Source organism: Indioceanicola profundi, from assembly GCF_003568845.1.
In the GTDB taxonomy this organism is placed as follows: Bacteria; Pseudomonadota; Alphaproteobacteria; order Azospirillales; family Azospirillaceae; genus Indioceanicola; species Indioceanicola profundi.
In genome coordinates this window covers 55,879-72,234 of record NZ_CP030128.1, presented here as the reverse complement: position 1 = coordinate 72,234, position 16,356 = coordinate 55,879, and the positions used below count along the sequence as shown (strand labels likewise).

Sequence of the window (16,356 nt, the reverse complement as noted above, 5' to 3'; positions counted from 1 at the left end):
AAAGACCTCAGCCAAGCGAGCATTGATGCAGGTCAAAAGCGCGGACGTTACTTGCCTGCTCGGCTACATGCGAAGTATTAATACGAGCGTATATTGGACAGTGACCGCAATACTTATTCGCGAGCTTGGTCAGGCTCCTTGATTACGGGCGCGGCCAGCCATGACTCCTTAAAGCGCACGAAGTTCGCCGAACAGGAGATGCTCTCTTCAGCGAAGGTGCACGAACACCTCTTCGCCTGGCTCGCAATCGTTGGCGGGAAAGGCGCGGTCGATTGCGCAGTCCTCGAGCGGGAAATCGCACCCGTCGGGATGCGTGTGGTGGATGATGTCGTGCAGGGGCCGGTCCAGCGCCAGCACCTCGTCCAGCGTGAACCCGGTAAGCTCCTCGGCCGCCCATCAGGAAGATCGCCACGGTGGCGTTGTTCAGCACCGCCTTCAGCTGGCGCTCCGTATCGCTCAACGGCCCAGCAGCACCAGCGGCGGTCCGCAGGGCGGAACGGACGGACTCGAGGTGAGCCTCGTCCGCTGAGTTGAGAACCGTATCCACCATTCCGCCGGAATCCCCCGCCGGTGACCCTAATGTCTCCACGCCAACATGCGCGTGCTATGTCGGACAGAATAACGCGTTGCGTGAAGAGGATGTGGGTATTGGATCTGGGTGTTGACCTGCTCCCTCGAGTGGGCCGCATAGGTCCGATTGCGTCAAGACGCCGACCGCACTGGAAAAATGAACCCCGCCCATTCCCTTAGGAAAGACGCTGAGCGTCAGCCGAGGCAAATCACCGTACCGGTCAATCGAAAATGTGCGTCTGGCGTGCCTCGTCGCTGTGAAGAAGCTTAGGCTGACCGGAGGGCGGCGGTTCCCGCAAACCGCCATCACTGTTCTCCGGAACTCCTTCCGCCGCCCTGCGCACCTGGTTGCGTCCTGCCGCTTTGGCGGCGTAAAGGGCCCCGTCGGCATCCGAGACCAAGGTGTGGATGCTGATCTCCATGTCCGGGTTCAACGCGGGGTGCATTGTCGCCACGCCGAAGCTCGCGGTGACCATACCCCCGCCATTTCCCTCGTGCAGCATGGAGGCATGGGCCAGCGCCGCCCGCACACCCTCGGCCACGTCGGCCGCACCGGCCAGGTCCGTGCCGGGCAGGAGCAGGGCGAGTTCCTCTCCGCCGTAGCGGGCGGCCAGATCGCCCGGACGCCGGGCCGCCTTGGCGACGATGGCGCCGATCCTGGCGAGGCAGTGATCGCCGCTCACATGCCCGTAGCGGTCGTTGTAGGCTTTGAAGTGATCCACGTCGATCAGGATGAACGACAAGGGTTCGGCCTTGCGGGCCATTCGCCGCCACTCGAGCCGGAGTGCTTCGTCCAGCCGTCGTCGGTTGGCCAAGCCGGTCAGCTTGTCAGCATTGGCCAGCACGCGCAGTTCGCTGTTGGCCGCCTCGAGGCGCTCCTCCAAAGCCTTGCGCCTGGAGATGTCGCGTATGTTCGCCACCAGCAGCGGGGTTCCGACCTTGGTGTCTGGCATCAGCCGCAACTTGGCCTCAACCCACAGGTAGCTGCCGTCATGGCGGCGGATCTGGAATGTGGCCGTGGTCTCCGCTCCCGACCATGTTCGCTGGATCGCCGCCTCGACATGGCCGCGCTGGTCCGGATGGACGCCCTCCTGCCACTGCTTCCCAACCGCCATGGCCGCGGGCAGGCCGGTGAGCACTGCATAGGCGGGCGAGGCGTAACGGCGGATGCCATCCGCGCCGAGGCTGGTGATGGCGTCACCCGAATGCTCGGCAAGGAGGCGGTACTGCTCCTCGGCCTCACTCAGGCGCCGGGCCTGGCTGACAAGGCGGAACCCGAGAACAGCGATCAGGCCCGCGATGACCAGCATCGCGGCCAGGCGAAAAAGCGCGTCCCGCTCCCAATCGGCCAGCATCTCGGATACGGAGCGGGATACGATCACGACCAGCGGGTAGTCTTCAACGCGCCGGTAGCTGCCGATCCGCCCGACGCCGTCAACGGGGGAGATGGACTCGTAAGTGCCGACCGGCGCATTCGGCAGGTAGACGCTGAAGACCGGTCCCTTTGAAAGGTCCATCCCGATCGCAGCCTCGCTGAATGGCTTGCGAGCGAGGATGGTGCCATCGGCGTGGCCGAGGACGATCAAGCCCTGCCGGCCCACGTCGAAGCTGTCGAAGGCATTCTGGAAGAAGGCGATCGAGACGGTCGCCAGGAGGACGCCAGCGAATCCGCCGTCTGCCGTATCGACCCGCCTCGACACCGTCAAGATCCACTCGCCGGTGGTTTTGCTGCGGACGGCCGGCCCGATGTATGCACGCCGGTCTCTGTTCAGACGGTGGTACTGGAAGTAAGTCCGATCCGCGTTGTTCCGGCTGGCGAGCGGCGCCGCCGGAAATGAGGTCGCAAGCCAGCGGCCTTCGGCATCATACAGGAACAGCCCGTGCAGGCTGGGCAGCTGGCCGACACGGGCCAGCATCCGCTCGCGCATGTTTTCGATCGCCACCTCGGACAGCCCGTCCCGTTCGATCTCGTCCAAGAGGCCCAGCAGCAACGTGTCGGCGCTCTGGACGACGCCGTGAACGTGCTGTGCGAGGGAACGTCCGAGGTTGGTGGTTTCCACTTCGGTGCTGCGGATCACCGCGGTCCGGGCGTTCCATGTCCGCTGGCTGTCCAACCCGACCAGGAGTACGCAGACGAGGAGGATGAGGGCAACACCCCTGGCATGAAGAGAGAGCCGGGAGAACTGCACTGGCCGCGTTAGGAGTCTCGTGGCTTGCTGAATACCCAAGCTGCCAAGAAGGTCTGCAAACGTCCTCATGGCGGCTACTCCCCAGCCAGCGAAGCTGCCAGTGGCCGATGGGGCATATCTTGGCCGCTCCGGCCATTCCACGCGGTCCGGTCCCCGCACTGGCATGCGTGTACGGACTATACGATCTTTAACGTTAGAACATCGCCAATGTCTACGAAAGTGGGTTTATAGGGAGGTGTGAAATCCTGTCATAGCTGCTGCATGACGGGCGTCCTCAGACATGCCGCTCCAGTCGGCAGGGACCTGAGCACATCCTCAAACCGGAATTTGGATGCGGGCGCCGGCGACTATGAGCTCCTCAAGGCGACCGGACATCCTGTCCCGCTGCCTGGCTTTCTACATGAGCAGGATGGACATTATCGTCCGAATATCACTCCTGTTCCCGGTGAACCAACTCGCGCGCTGATATGCTTGGGCGCTTGAGTTGGCAGCGCGGCAGTCGCTTCCACCACATTTGCCTAGAGCAGCCGCTCCAAAATCCAGAGCAACCTGAACCCGGATGCATGATCAGGATGCCTTGGCTCACGGGCTGATGGGTGTTGCCCATCATTTTCGGGACCACCGCCGTGGTTTAGATGCGGACGACCCCGTGGTCGTCCGTAGCGCTGCCCCCCACAGTCGCCGACATCCAATGGCAATGGCAGCGGGTTACCGGCCCTTCCACTCTCCATCTTGTCTACCGCCCGGTTTCTGCAGGCCATCTCTGCCCTGAGTCCCCCGAACCGGTCGACGGCGCCGCAGGTTCCGGGGCGGCGGTGGCGCGCCTACTCCAGCCAGGCTCCTGTTTCCTTGGCAGCAATCCTTGCCGAGCCGATCGGCGTCCGATGCCGGGCAAGCAGGTCATATGCACCGGTGCACCAGGAACTTTGGCGGGGGTTGTAGTCCGGCAGCCTTGGATCATCGATGCCGGCCAAGTGCCAAGGAATCCACAGCCACCTGCCGACAGGGGCCGCTAAGGATTTCGGGACGTCCGCCGGGGCTGTGACATTGGCGCGACATGTGGTGAACTTCGGCGCGATTTGTAGTGAACTAAACCTGCAAGCCATTGATCCAAAACGCCGAAATGCCCCCGAATCTATTGAATGAATCAGGGGGCCGGAATCACCGCCGGCGCGGGTGCCTGGCGTCGGCCCCGAAAGCCTCCCTGCACCGCGCGAACCCGGCCTCGTCGACGCAGACGCTGCTGGGCCGGGCCATACCCAGCCGGGCATTGGCCGACCGCATCCAGAATTCGGCGTAGCCCCTGTCGGTGTGGGCTGCGACGTGCTCCCGCATGCGCTCTCGCCATTCCTCGGCCCTGGCCGCCGCGGCCTCCTGGCGGCCCAGCCGCCGGCTCTCCTCGTCGAGCGCCTGATCCAGCCAGATGAAATGGTGGTCCGCAAGGCCGGTGGCATTCGCGGGGGCTTGCCCGTCCAGCAGCCGGGTCGGCGTCGCCAGCCACGCGGCGGCCCCTTCCTCGCCGAGTTGCGTGATCGCCCGCTGGACCAGCCGGCGCCGGCGGATTTCCTCCTCCTGCCGTTCGCGGGCGGCCTCAGCGCGCTGGTGCTCCTCGCGCTCCAGCCGCGTCCGCTCCTCTGCGGCCGCCCGTTCCAGCCGGCGGGCCTCGAGTTCGGACTCCAGGGGCAGCCCAAGAAGGTCCTCCTCGATGGCCGTGCCGGGCCGGAGGAGAAGCTTCAGACGATCCAGCTTGGCCATCAGCGAGGAATGGGGAAGGCCCCCGCCGGCGGCGAGCCCCGCGGGGGTTTCGGGACGTCCAGGCAGGGAGGTCCGGAGCCAGAGAGCGGTATCCACGCGGGACTGCCGGCCCGGCGGCAGCATGCCGATCAGTTCCTCCACCCTGACCTTCAGGTCGGCGACGCGGGCGCGTGACTCCTCCGCGTCCCGAATACGGGCGCGGGCTTGCGACGCGCGCGTCTCGTTGGTGGCGAAGTCCCCATGCGGCAGCGGGATGAGCAGGCCCCGTGTGACGAGGTGGGCCAGATACGCCTCGACCACCTCTCCCGATGTCCTGTAGTCCGGGTCGAGGCTGCGCGCCGCTGCGGTGACCTGGTCGTCCTTCCACGCGGGCGGCGCCCCCGGCTTCAGGAACCCGCTGTCGCGCAATGTGCGGAGCGCCTGGGACGGGTAGAAGCTGCTCTGGCGGATGCCGCTTTTCCGGAGCAGGAAGATGTCCAGGATGGCGGCCTGCCAGACCCTGTCCTGCACGGCCATGTGGGCCTGCGCACCAAGAACCGGAATGCCCTCGTGCTCTCCCCACCCGGCATCGGCGCAGCGCGCGAGGTGCATCCGCTGCTCCCGGGTTCCGCCCGAGCGCCGGATCGCCGTCCTGGTCCTGAAATCCGCCACGACCCGCTGCGCGGCCGCTCTGGTCCGGCGCGCGGCCTCCGCCTCCTCGCGCTCGGCCCGCCGCTCGGCCTCCTGCCGCAGCCGCTCGTTTTCGCGCGCCGCCACCTCGTTGTAGATCCAGTGCCGCGGGGCCGTCGTCAGGATGGCGGCCTCCATCTCCTCCCGGGGCGCGTTCCGCGGCAGCTTGCTGAGGTCGATCTCGATGCAGGCCAGCTTGCGGTCCTGGATCAGCGCAACCTTCTCGGGCCCGCAGAAATGCGTGACGGCGACCTCGACGAGGAGCCTCTTGGTCCCACTTGGCGCCTGGACGCTGGCGACGATGTCCGGCCGGATGCCGTCCATTCCTTGCTCCAGCACAACCTCGTCCGGCCGGAACTCCCTGGCCCTGGCCTTCAGCACCTTGACACCGCCGTGCCCTGCCTGGACGGGCGGCAGCATCACCAGTCGGCGTTCTGCGATCACCTGCTTGGCCAGCAGGTGGAGCATGGTCTCGTAGGCGCCCGTGCAGGAGGTCGGCGCGTGATGGGCGAAGTGGGCGGCCCGCTGCCGCCCCATCCGGGCGACCAGCGGCGTTCCGCAGCCTGGGCAGACGCACCGGCACGCCAGGCCCGAACTAACCTCGGAGACATGCAGTAGACGGTTCCTGTCGGGCGACCAGCCGTAAGGCAGGCGCACCTTGGATTTCCGCTCCTGCTCGGGCAGGGGCACATCCCGAATGATTCCGCCTTCAGCGCACGACGTGTCCATCCACTCGCCTCCCCGGACGGAGATCACCCTGGCAAGCTGTCGACGTCAAGCCCGCGGCTGTTCCGCTATCCTGACGGCGCGCCATCGCAGGCGCGGCGTTCCATGCTTCGGCTATTTCCTTCCGAGGCCCGCGGTCCATATTGCCCCAGAATAGCGCTTGAGCAGGAGGCTGAGGGGAACCCATGCCGCTCATGTGCCGTATCAGATTGGCGGCACCTGCTCTGGAGCACGGAGCCTGAGAACATTACGGCCACGAGACGAGCATTGCCGATTGACCGATCCTGAAGTCCCCAACCGCACATGGACGGAAGCCGACCGCCTCGCGGCGCTTGCCCGCTACGACATCCTCGACACGCCAGCCGAGGCGGCGTTCGATGACATCACGCGTTTGGCCGCCCAGATCTGCGACGTCCCTATCGCGGTGGTGAACCTGATCGCCAAGGAGCGCCAATGGTTCAAGTCGGAACGGGGTCTGGGTGTACGGGAGACGCCGCTGGACGTCTCGATCTGCGCGCACGCCATCCTCCAGCCCGGCCTTTTCGTGATCCCGGACACCACCAAGGACGCGCGCTTCGCCTGCAATCCTCTGGTCACCGGAGAGCCGGGGCTTCGTTTCTATGCCGGCGCATTGCTCGAGACACCCGAGGGATTGCCGCTCGGCACCCTCTGTGTCCTGGACTACAAGCCTCGGGAGATCACAGAGGACCAGGGCTTCGCGCTCAAGGTGCTGGCGCGGCATGTCATGGGATTGCTGGAAGCACGCCTACGCGTGGCAGAGGCGGAACGCCTGGCAGAGGATCTGCGCCGCAGTACGGCACAGTTCAGGGTGCTCGCGGACTCCATGCCGCAGATCGTATGGTCCACCCGGCAGGACGGCTACCACGACTACTTCAACAGGCGCTGGTACGCGTACACCGGCACCCGACCCGGCGACACCGATGGCGATGGCTGGCTTGGCCTGTTCCACCCCGAGGACCTGGACCGCATCCAGCGGACTTGGCGGCATGCCTACACAACGGGTGAGCCGTATGAGATCGAGTACCGCCTGCGTGCCGCCGACGGGAGCTACCGCTGGTTCATTGGCCGCGCCCTGCCTGAGCGTAATGCCGATGGACAGATCGTCCGCTGGTACGGCACCTGCACCGACGTCGAGGACCAGAAGCGAACGGAGGCCGCGCTCGCCGAGAGCCGGGCGCGCCTGGAACTTGCCCAGGAAGCGACGGGAGTCGGAACCTGGGAATGGGACGTGAAGGCCGACGCCATCCGCTGGTCTGCATCCCTCTGCCAACTCTATGGCCAGGACCTGGCCTCCGGGACTTTCGATCTTATGCATTGGGTATCGCGCCTGCACCCCGATGATCAGTCCAGGGCGCTTGCAGCCGTGACGGACTTGATCGAGCATCCACGGCCACTCGATCTGGAGTTCCGGGCTGTGCTGCCGGACGGCAGGGTGCGGTGGCTTCTGTCACGCTACCGCCCGGAACCCGGCCCGGACGAACGGGCGATGGTCGTGCGCGGCGTCGACGTGGACATCTCCGAGCGCAAGCTGGCGGAGGAACGTGAGCGGCTGCTGATGCGGGAGGTGGACCACCGGGCCAAGAACACGCTTGCGGTGGTTCTGTCCCTGGTGCGGCTGACGCGTGCCGAAACCAAAGAGGAGTTCGCCGATGCCGTCGAGGGGCGGGTGGCTGCCATGGCGCGTGCGCATTCCGTGCTCGCCCGTGACAAATGGACCGGTGCCGACCTAGCCACCCTGGTCCGGGACGAACTCGATCTCTTTCCGCCGGTCCAAGTCCAGGCTTCTGGCCCTGAGGTCACCTTCGTCGCCGATGCCGTCATGCCGGTTGGGCTCGCCCTCCACGAGCTTGCGACCAATGCCGCCAAATACGGCGCGCTCTCGACGGAGGCCGGGCAGCTCGATCTCGCTTGGCGGATTGACGGACAGGGCAGCCTGGTCCTGGATTGGCGAGAGAGCGGCGGTCCGCCAACGGCTCCGCCGACGCACCGCGGTTTCGGCTCCACCTTGCTCCGCACCACAATTGAGGAGCAGCTGGGCGGGCGGCTGCTGTTCGACTGGCGTCCGGAGGGGCTGATGCTGGAAATCCGGCTTCCGTCTACGCATCTGTGCCTCCGGTCCGGGCTAGGCATTGCACCGGAGGCGGGCGCACAAGGCGGGCCGTTGCCGCGGCGGGTCCTGGTGGTGGAGGATGGCGCGCTGATCGCGATGGAGCTTGAGAATGCCCTGCGTGGTATGGGCTGCGATGTGGTCGGCCCGGCCCTGACGCTGGCCGATGCCGAAAGGCTCGCCGGGAACCCGATGCTGGATGCCGCCGTGCTGGACGTGGATATGCACGGGTGCTCGTCATTGCCCCTGGCCCGGCGGCTGCGCAGCCGTGGCATTCGGGTCCTGCTGTGCACAGGCTATGAGGACGTGCTGGATGCGGATTGGGGAGACGCGCCCCGCCTGGCCAAGCCGTTCTCCCGGCAGTCCCTCACGGCGGCCATGGCTGCACTGATAAGCCCGCCGCCGAGTTCGTGAAGCTGGTGGCCCGACCCCGGAGATGGCCCAAGCCTGCTCTGCCTTCCGCGCTGATTGCTGCCTCCGCCCGGAGAATACATCAAACCCTGTTCGCTGCCCGGCACCTTTCCAACCTGGTCCCGGACGCAATATGCGTTACGGTACCTACAATGCGTAGCGGAACTCCCTTGGCAGGCGCACGTTGGCGCTCCGTTCATTAGAAGTTTGTGAGGTACCCAAATGGCACCGAACATCTTCAAGGTCCTTGTGGCGGAGGATGAGGCGCTGATCGCCATGGCGCTGGAAGACACGCTCGCCGAGTTGGGCCATGAAGTCTGCTGGATGGCCCGCACTGGGCCTGAGGCGCTGGAGCTTGCGCGACAGCATCGCCCGGATCTGGTCACCATGGACGGGGTGCTGGCGGAAGGGACCTCAGGCCTGGTCGCCGCGGCTGCCATTTCCAGCACGCTCGGCATTCCGGTCATCATGGTGTCAGGAACGGTCGGCAGGCGCGAGGCCACTCTGGTCGGCGCCTCGGCAGCAGTGCCCAAGCCCTTCACCCCGGAGCAGATCGAGGCGGCCGTCTGGAAGGCGACGAACCTCGGGCCAATGGATGGCCGAGCCTTGGCACATTAGCGGCCTGTTCAGATCGCGGCACCCATGAATGCCAACCTGACCGCCACCAGTTCTGATCCCGCTTCCATCCTGTTGGTCGAGGATGATCCCATGGATCTCGACCTGATGCTTTGCGCCTTGGAGGAGGCTGGGTTCAGCGGCAAGGTGTCCGTCGCCCGCTCCGGTCGCGAAGCCTTGGAGGCGCTGCTGGAGAACCCTGGAACAGCGGCCGCACGGCTTCGGCCATCCGTCATGTTCATGGACATCCACATGCCTGGTGCGAGCGGTCTCGACGTCCTCGAGCGCCTCCGGGGCAATCAGCGGACACGGAGGCTGCCCGTTGTCATGCTCACCGGCGTGTCCGACGCTGGGGCAATCGCGGCCTGCTACAGCCTGGGCGCCAATGCCTGCCTGGTGAAGCCGAACGAGTACCGGGGGCTGGTGCGGATGATGCAGACCAGCGCCCGGTTCTGGACCGGATGCAACCGGTCACCGCCCCCGTAAGCCGCGCATGTTCTGGATCTGCGAGAAGCGAACCGGAACGACGGACTGGTTGCGCACAGTTGGTCGGGAGCGGTGTTTCCGATCGGCTCGGGAAGATACGACGCGCCCTGGCGGGGAAGGTCTTAGGCACATCGGTTTGCGAACCGCCGGTCCGGTCACCCTGGCCAATGGCGTGAGCAACCGTATCTAGGTGGGGCTGGACCATCACCCGAAACATGCGCCTAGATTGGCTTCCTTGCTTCACCATGAGGTCAGGATCATGGCCGTAGATACGTGCAAGGAGGAACTGAGACGGCTGCTTGAACACGAGGAGGCGCTCCAATCGCTATGCCGTTCCGTTGGTCTCGACCCTTGCACCGCCACCGTGTTCCAGCTGGCAGGTGATCCCGTTGCGCAGCTGAGATAGCTGACCGCGGAGTGAGCATGGATGTCAGCGGTGTCCGCCATCCTGATCCGGCGGCAACGCCGAGCTTTCTGAGGTGGCGGGCTTGCCTTTCCGTCCATTCGCGATTGCATGCCTCCTGCCGGTACGCGATGTAACAATGCTCGCGCCGGACGCGGGCTCGTTTGGGAGGACCTGCGCGCGGGCGTGAACGAAATGCCGTGGTTCCGGCGCAGCGACATTGCAGATACCGACCTGTTGGGCTGGGTACGCTTGCGTACGCAGGCGTGCGATGGAACAGGAGACGGGCAATGGACAAGGACCGGAGCGAAGGCTCAACGAAGAAGATGAAGGGCGACGTCAAGGAAGCCGCCGGGAAGGTGACCGGTGATTCCAAGCTCCAGAGCGAAGGCAAGACGGACCGGGCCGAAGGCAAGGTCCAGAACGCCGTGGGCGGGATCAAGGACGCCCTCAAGGGCAAGTCGCGCTGAACCCGGTGGGGTCACCGCCGGCCGGCGGTGACCCCAACCAACCGCTCCGCCTCAGTCCACCTGACCTGGCAGGATGCTCAGGTTGGTAGCCAGGGTGGCGCGGGCACGCGCAATCCGTCTGGTCAGAGCGGCGATGGTGATGTTCAGCCGATCAGCTGCCTCGCGGTAGCGGAGACCTTCCACAGTCACCAGGACCAGTGCCTCCCTGAGGTCCGGCGGCAGCGCGGCTAGGGCATTCTGAACCGCCCGGATCTGGGCATAGCCGATATCAGTCATGCTGCCAGTCCTGCCATTGAGAACGCGGACGCTGACCGGCGACTGGCATTCGGCAACTCCGGCTCCACTGCGAAAAGAAGGGACAAGGTACGGTTCGGAACCGGAGCACATGCCTGCGCTACCGCTGTTCAATGCCCTTGGAATGTGCAGCCCATCCGCCCATACTCCCCCGCATCGCTCCCAGGGACGACCGACGGGGGCGGCTGAGAGAGGCTAGTGCTCCCGCTACACCGTTCAAGGGAGCGGCAGCGCCGCATTTCCAGACGATCCAGAACCGCGTCCTGCTCGCCCTGCCTGCGGTGGAGGAGCCAGTGGAGCTTTCGCACGGGCAGATCCTGCACGAAGCAGGGGAACCCATCAGACATATCCATTTCGCCGGGGAAGGCGTCATCTCCCAGTTGGCCCTCATGGAAGGCGGCCAGGAGATCGAGGTCGGGCTGATCGACCGCGAGGGGCTGGTCGGCTTCTCCGTCGCAATGGTGGCCGAGATTACTAATATCGAGAGCATGGTCCAGGTGCCCGGGTGGGCCCTTCGCATGAGCGCCGACGCCTTGCGGGCCAAGATGGAGCGTGGCGGCCTTTTGCCTGCCCTTTCCTGCGCCTCATGCAGTCCATGCTCGTCCAGACCACCCAGGTGGCGGCCTGGAACGTCCGGCACACGTTGGATGAGCGGCTGGCACGCTGGCTCTTGATGATGCACGACCGAGTGCATGCCGACCGGATCCCGGTCACCCACGAGTTCATGGCCATGATGCTGGGTGTCCGCCTGGCCAGCGTCACGGGCGCGGTCAACATCATGGACAAGGCGGGAGCGATCGCGTCCGAGCGCGGCATCATCACCGCGCTCGACCGCTCCCGCCTGGAGGCTGCGTCCTGCGAGTGCTACGCCGCTTATTAAGCAGGAAACCGACCGGCTGCTGGGGTGAAGAACCTTGCTGCGATGCTGCCGTCAGTCGCATCGGCTGGCCAGCGAAGGGCGGTCCCGTAAGAGCGGCTTGCGCGCGGAGGCGCTTCGCCCAGGGCATGGCGGCGTTGTTCCCCCTTCCAAATCGGCTTTCCTCGTCCGCCGTCCGGGCTTGGAACGGCCTTGAATGAGATGGCGCGATGGCTGGCGGCCAGCCTGCCACCTATGGGCTTTTCCATTCAGTACCGCAATAGCGGCTGGCCCTGGGTTCCGCTCCCGCTCCTTGTCCAGGACCCAATCGACAGAGACGGTGAAGCCGCGATCTTGCAACTCAAGCTGTGCGCCTTCCACTACCTCGGCGTCCGCAGTCGAATGGCTGACAAAGATGCCGAAGCGGTCTTCCGAGCCCGCGCCCGCAACTGCTGTTCTGTGACGAGCGGCATGGCGTGCTCCGGAAGCCGTTGCTGGTGCCGGTCGCCCGGCACCTAGTCTAGGGGCATCACGCTGATCGTGGCTAATTGGTGGTTAGCAAAGTCCCTGTTACCGCTTCTAGGTTGGCGTTTGCGCGCCTATCCGCCACAGATTGGTACCGTTAGCGCCCCTCGGGGGTGACGATGCGCGCGGGCAGGGAGACTGGCTGTTCCTCGGGCCGTTTGTACCTTCGTTCCCTGGCAGGTATTTCCAAGTGCCGGTGGAAAAGCGCGATATAGTCCATGTCCGTGGCCAGATCCTCGCTCGCTGACGGGAGCCTGTCCTTGAGCCTCAAGGCCGCGCCGCCCGTCGACAGAACTGGCACCACGGCGGCATCCGGGTGCATGGCGCGGAACAGGTCGAACTCATCGACGACCCCGCCCATCCCACCTATGAATACGGCTGCCGCGAACTGGTGGGAGTTGAACATCCGCTCACGCATGACTTGGAGGCTTCGCCCCAAGTCTTGCCCCACGGCGTCCGTGTAGACCACGTTCTGGAAGCGCTCGTTGTCCTCCGGGTACTCGTCCTTGAAGAAGCTGCTTTGGTAAAGGCGGACCCAGCGACCGTAGTCTACGTTGATCGCCTCCGCGACCATAGCCACCATCGGCGTGATGGCCGGGTGGCCGCCCCAGACTAGCAGTCGGCGCCCCAACACGACGTGCACCAGCGCCGAGACTGCGGCCGTGATGGCGACCGCGTCAGCCGTCGCCGCGTACTCGGGCCCGCGCCTGGGGTCGGGGACCCCGGCCGAGAGGAAAACGGCCTCCGGCATTCTATTCCTCCCACCCGCCGAGCGTCCAAGCGGCTTCCAAGACCTTCAGCGTGCGCACCGAAGCGATGTTGGCGTCAAGCCACTTGAGGTGAGAAACCCATTGCTCGCTGATGCCCACATGGTTGTAGGCAAGCACCGGCATTCCATGCTGCTCCGCGCGGGCAGCCTTCTCGTGAACGTCGTTCAGGAGCTCAGCTGTGGGGATTCCGACGACCGGGTATACCCAGTAATGCTTGCCCCCCATTGAACGCAGCGAGATTGCCCGGTGTGCGCCGACGCCCTCGATGGTCGCCCCAGCCCTCTCAGCCTCCATACGAAGGTGTCCTACCAACGACATGTGCCTGGAAGCGATGCTCCGGCTACGCAGCCCCTCCGCTGCGAGCACGATGGCATCGACCTTGTCGGTGGAGATGGGTCCCTGTTCGCCTTCGAGGTCGCCCGCCTCAAGATAGACGGTCTCGGCCATCTCCGTCAGTCTGCTCGGGCTGTGCCCCGGCCACACCACGCGTAGGACGTGGATCTCCTTTGCGCGCGCGCGGCAGATCTCCTGACGTGTCCACTTGCTCTCGAAATAGGTGGGCGTATCCAACATTACCATGACGTCGGAGTCGCACAGACGGTGCCAAAGCACGTCCTGGAAGGGCTCACCCGGTCGGATGTCGTGGGTGTCCAGGAAGACGTCGAAGCCCCGGGCAGTGAAGAGGTCGTGCAACTGGACCGCCGCCGCGCGTGACTCAATTCGCCGGTAACTGACGAAGACACGACGCTGCCTGCGCAGAAGGCCCAAGCACTCGAGCATGGCTGAGGCGAGCAACACCAGCCCCTGGTCGTCGGCCCGACGCCGCAGCCCATTGGACGCATGCAGGAAAGTCGGGATATCGCGAATGAAGTCGCCGCCCGGTCCCACGGTGGGGATCACGGGCACACTCGACCGCACGACCCGTTCGGTCAACTCTTCGTCCGCGTGCGGATCGCCGCCGAAGTAGGCTGCTGCAAATGCCGCCTTCGGGTTCCGGCTGGCCACGGCTTGGCCCTCGAGGACCAGCAGTTCACTCCCTACCCGCAACCCGAAAGGTGCCACAAGGGCCCCCACCGTCTCCAAGAGGGACTTTCGTTCTTGGGACGTGGCGCCGCCGAGGACGCCGAGTTCGTACAAGGCCAACACAGCCCCCATAACTGAGATCAAAAGCCCCACTTATTCGGCGTTTGGGCTCTGCACGCCTGGACTTGGGGGCATTGGTGCCGATCGGGATGGGTGACACAACCATCAGCGGTTCTGGTATGCCTTCTCAATCCAGTCGCCCAAGGACGCAACGTCCCTGTACCGGTAAATCGGTGCCTTATGCTTCGTGAGCAGGCCGGGCACCGTCCCGTCAGGGTCGCTCTTCCGGTCAGGACCCAACAGCCCGTTGACCATGAGGCCGATGATGCCGTTGCCGCGGGCGAGGGAACGCTCAATCTCATAGTTGATGTAGGTACGCCCAGCTGTCTTGTAGCCGATGCAGACCACGGTGACGGTAGTATATTCCAGAGCGTCGTCGATCATCCTCTTGATGACTCTGTCGCCCTTCTTTTTGGCCTCCTCCCAAAGCGACGCGTCTTGGAAGCCGGCGGCGGCGGTCCCAATGAACTGGTGTCCGTTACGGATCTGGTTCACGCGCCAGACGTCGCGCTGGTAATGGAACGAGAAGAAGGTGCGACGGGCCATGTGGGATCTCCTTGGCTACGTATGCCAGGGTCACTGTTCCAGGTTAAGGGACCATTGATCGCGAAATGGGATTTGTCCGCGAAGAGGTATTAACCTACCCCCCTGAGTTTGCGGGCGACATCGTGCGCTGGATGTCTATGCTTGGCTGAGTAAGCATGGTGGGCGCGGCTACGTCTTGATTTTGGAGGCGTAATGCATAGAAGCGACGAGGTTTCATCGCTTCGCGTGAGCCTTCGCGCTATCCACTTGGCAGCCATCCCAGTCGCCTAACCTGTATTTCAGGCGCGTTGGTTTCGGCGGTGGTCCCGGCTGGGATCAAGGGAAGCCACTACTAGGACACCGCCATTCCCGCCACCCGAAGAACACAGAGCACCGGACTGCCGGGGATGCCGTCCTCTGCCGACGCAGCCGCCGACAGGCTGCTCGCTGTACCCATGGAGTTGCAATCGGCCGCAAACGATGTCGACGCCGGCAGCAGCGCAACCTACGCTGCGTCTGTTCTGGACGCGCTGCGCAGGACGGTCCCCAAGGCCAGCCATGCCTTGTCCTCATATGCCACGGCTCTCCTGGACGACGATGATCATGGCCTGGCGGAGTTCCTCGGCTACGGCGAGGACATGGCCAACGATGCGCGCTATGGAGCCAGGGGCAGTGCGGGAGCTTGAAGGCTCGGTCGGCCATGGCGAACGTGGCCCGCGGACTTGGCTGCTGCGGAAGGCTGCATTCCGGACCGACGAGGGTGTTATCATCCGCTCGACATGCTTGGGGCCTGAGACATCACGGCAACCCTGGTCGGAGGGGGAACCCTCGTGGGCTTTAGGAGGCTAGCTGCTGGGGCGTGCCGTCGGCCCGGTGCTTGGCTGCCTTGCCGAGCTCGCCGGTGGACTTGGCTTTGTGCCCGTCTATGTCAAAATCCTTGGACCATAGGGACGTATCACCGCGTTGCACGGAGGAAATCATGTGCTGCCAAGCCGCCGTCGAACGCGCCTTTGCCGAGATGAAGGCGTCCGGCGCACCCGAGAAGCACGCCGTCGAGGCGGCGCTGTTCATCTTCCGCCTTCACCATCCCGACGTTCCCGCCGATCGGGCCGAGGCAGAGGTCTTCCGGTGGACCGTCGGACGCAGCGTCCACTGACCGGCCGGCTCACGGCCGCATGCATGTCAATGAGGACAATGGCGGGCGTTTCGCGGTCTGCGCGTGAGGGGGGCCAGCTGATTGGCGGGAGATATTTGGCTGACCCGGTTCAAGGGAGCGGAGCATGCCGCTCCCTTACGCCTGCATCAGCCGTTGACGGCGTCCTTCAGCCCTTTGCCAGCCGTGAACTTGGGCTGCTTGGAGGCAGCAATCTCTATGCTCTCGCCGGTGCGCGGATTCTTGCCCTGGCGGGCTGCGCGCTGGGCAACCGCGAAGTTGCCGAAGCCCAGCAGGCGCACGTCGTCCCCCTTCTTCAAGGCATCTGCAATGCCGTCGAACACGGCGTCGACGGCCTTCGTGGCGTCGGATTTGGACAGGCCGGTGGTCTGGGCGACGGCGGCAATCATTTCGATCTTGTTCATGTGGGGCTCGTTGGTGCGAATGGGGAGACAATATCGGACACGCCGTCGAGGAAACGCCAGCGAGAAGTATGTGACCGGCGTCAGGGCAGGCGGCACGCGTTCCATGCAGGCGGCGGCCTCATACTCGGGGCATGCGGACAGGCGGCCCTCGAGTGAGCATAGCGCGCCCCGCCTGGATGTGAATCGGCGTGAGGTCTTGTGCCGATCGGCGCGCCTAAGTTTCTGATTTGGCGGGGAGCTAAG

At 64.9% G+C, this 16,356-nt stretch carries 15 protein-coding genes; 7 read left to right on the top strand and 8 right to left on the bottom strand.

All coding sequences use genetic code 11. The features are described 5' to 3' along the window. Positions 1-207: 207 nt before the first annotated feature. From DOL89_RS25980 to DOL89_RS21605, 3 genes are all read right to left on the bottom strand, one after another. On the bottom strand, positions 208-357 hold the full coding sequence (locus DOL89_RS25980) for a hypothetical protein (protein WP_318658556.1): 150 nt from the start codon (positions 355-357) through the stop codon (positions 208-210). A 434-nt stretch (positions 358-791) separates the two neighbouring features. Continuing rightward, the gene (locus tag DOL89_RS21610; protein WP_205574740.1) at positions 792-2,648 is read right to left on the bottom strand and encodes a sensor domain-containing diguanylate cyclase; all 1,857 of its coding nucleotides are present in this window, start codon (positions 2,646-2,648) and stop codon (positions 792-794) included. Positions 2,649-3,920: 1,272 nt separating this feature from the next. Further along, entirely contained in the window at positions 3,921-5,912 is a 1,992-nt protein-coding gene (locus DOL89_RS21605; RefSeq protein ID WP_119681459.1) for a competence protein CoiA family protein, read from the bottom strand. Positions 5,913-6,183: 271 nt separating this feature from the next. Between DOL89_RS21605 and DOL89_RS21600 the strand changes: the two genes are divergently transcribed. From DOL89_RS21600 to DOL89_RS21585, 4 genes are all read left to right on the top strand, one after another. After that, positions 6,184-8,451: a PAS domain-containing protein gene (locus DOL89_RS21600; protein ID WP_225890078.1), complete on the top strand. Its 2,268-nt coding sequence runs from the start codon at positions 6,184-6,186 to the stop codon at positions 8,449-8,451. 219 nt (positions 8,452-8,670) lie between these two features. Continuing rightward, a complete protein-coding gene (locus DOL89_RS21595) occupies positions 8,671-9,066 on the top strand; it encodes a response regulator (RefSeq protein WP_119681457.1) in 396 nt (131 codons plus the stop codon). A gap of 24 nt (positions 9,067-9,090) precedes the next feature. Further along, complete coding sequence (locus DOL89_RS21590; RefSeq protein ID WP_119681456.1) at positions 9,091-9,549, top strand: response regulator; 459 nt, start codon at positions 9,091-9,093, stop codon at positions 9,547-9,549. 693 nt (positions 9,550-10,242) lie between these two features. Then, positions 10,243-10,422 carry a CsbD family protein gene (locus DOL89_RS21585; RefSeq protein ID WP_119681455.1) on the top strand — a complete coding sequence of 60 codons (180 nt, stop codon included), beginning with the start codon at positions 10,243-10,245 and terminating at the stop codon, positions 10,420-10,422. A gap of 51 nt (positions 10,423-10,473) precedes the next feature. On the opposite strand, the gene DOL89_RS21580 is transcribed toward DOL89_RS21585, so the two are convergent. Next, positions 10,474-10,698 (bottom strand): RNA polymerase sigma factor, encoded by a 225-nt coding sequence (locus DOL89_RS21580; RefSeq protein ID WP_162937770.1) that lies wholly within the window; start codon positions 10,696-10,698, stop codon positions 10,474-10,476. Positions 10,699-11,311: 613 nt separating this feature from the next. Between DOL89_RS21580 and DOL89_RS21570 the strand changes: the two genes are divergently transcribed. Next, entirely contained in the window at positions 11,312-11,596 is a 285-nt protein-coding gene (locus tag DOL89_RS21570) for a Crp/Fnr family transcriptional regulator (RefSeq protein ID WP_162937769.1), read from the top strand. A gap of 598 nt (positions 11,597-12,194) precedes the next feature. Here DOL89_RS21570 and DOL89_RS21565 read toward each other — a convergent pair. The 3 genes from DOL89_RS21565 to DOL89_RS21555 all read right to left on the bottom strand — a co-directional run bounded on the left by DOL89_RS21565 (position 12,195) and on the right by DOL89_RS21555 (position 14,556). Then, entirely contained in the window at positions 12,195-12,848 is a 654-nt protein-coding gene (locus DOL89_RS21565; RefSeq protein ID WP_119681451.1) for an SLOG domain-containing protein, read from the bottom strand. Between the two features lies 1 nt (position 12,849). Beyond that, positions 12,850-14,013 (bottom strand): toll/interleukin-1 receptor domain-containing protein, encoded by a 1,164-nt coding sequence (locus DOL89_RS21560; RefSeq protein ID WP_225890090.1) that lies wholly within the window; start codon positions 14,011-14,013, stop codon positions 12,850-12,852. A 102-nt stretch (positions 14,014-14,115) separates the two neighbouring features. Further along, complete coding sequence (locus tag DOL89_RS21555; protein WP_119681450.1) at positions 14,116-14,556, bottom strand: TIR domain-containing protein; 441 nt, start codon at positions 14,554-14,556, stop codon at positions 14,116-14,118. 386 nt (positions 14,557-14,942) lie between these two features. Between DOL89_RS21555 and DOL89_RS21550 the strand changes: the two genes are divergently transcribed. Both DOL89_RS21550 and DOL89_RS25150 read left to right on the top strand, forming a co-directional pair. Further along, positions 14,943-15,221, top strand: a complete 279-nt coding sequence (locus DOL89_RS21550; protein WP_119681449.1) for a hypothetical protein — start codon at positions 14,943-14,945, stop codon at positions 15,219-15,221. A gap of 293 nt (positions 15,222-15,514) precedes the next feature. After that, positions 15,515-15,691 (top strand): hypothetical protein, encoded by a 177-nt coding sequence (locus DOL89_RS25150; protein WP_162937768.1) that lies wholly within the window; start codon positions 15,515-15,517, stop codon positions 15,689-15,691. A 146-nt stretch (positions 15,692-15,837) separates the two neighbouring features. Here DOL89_RS25150 and DOL89_RS21545 read toward each other — a convergent pair whose 3' ends face one another. After that, positions 15,838-16,113, bottom strand: a complete 276-nt coding sequence (locus DOL89_RS21545) for an HU family DNA-binding protein (protein WP_119681448.1) — start codon at positions 16,111-16,113, stop codon at positions 15,838-15,840. Between the last annotated feature and the right edge of the window lie 243 nt (positions 16,114-16,356).

Bases quoted from the DNA above. Each gene is read 5' to 3' on its own strand.
- DOL89_RS21570 (WP_162937769.1), top strand. From the start codon at position 11,312: ATGCTCGTCCAGACCACCCAGGTGGCGGCCTGGAACGTCCGGCACACG.
- DOL89_RS21545 (WP_119681448.1), bottom strand. From the start codon at position 16,113: ATGAACAAGATCGAAATGATTGCCGCCGTCGCCCAGACCACCGGCCTG.
- DOL89_RS21595 (WP_119681457.1), top strand. From the start codon at position 8,671: ATGGCACCGAACATCTTCAAGGTCCTTGTGGCGGAGGATGAGGCGCTG.
- DOL89_RS21605 (WP_119681459.1), bottom strand. From the start codon at position 5,912: ATGGACACGTCGTGCGCTGAAGGCGGAATCATTCGGGATGTGCCCCTG.
- DOL89_RS21580 (WP_162937770.1), bottom strand. From the start codon at position 10,698: ATGACTGATATCGGCTATGCCCAGATCCGGGCGGTTCAGAATGCCCTA.
- DOL89_RS25150 (WP_162937768.1), top strand. From the start codon at position 15,515: ATGTGCTGCCAAGCCGCCGTCGAACGCGCCTTTGCCGAGATGAAGGCG.
- DOL89_RS21585 (WP_119681455.1), top strand. From the start codon at position 10,243: ATGGACAAGGACCGGAGCGAAGGCTCAACGAAGAAGATGAAGGGCGAC.
- DOL89_RS21590 (WP_119681456.1), top strand. From the start codon at position 9,091: ATGAATGCCAACCTGACCGCCACCAGTTCTGATCCCGCTTCCATCCTG.
- DOL89_RS21565 (WP_119681451.1), bottom strand. From the start codon at position 12,848: ATGCCGGAGGCCGTTTTCCTCTCGGCCGGGGTCCCCGACCCCAGGCGC.
- DOL89_RS21550 (WP_119681449.1), top strand. From the start codon at position 14,943: ATGCCGTCCTCTGCCGACGCAGCCGCCGACAGGCTGCTCGCTGTACCC.
- DOL89_RS21555 (WP_119681450.1), bottom strand. From the start codon at position 14,556: ATGGCCCGTCGCACCTTCTTCTCGTTCCATTACCAGCGCGACGTCTGG.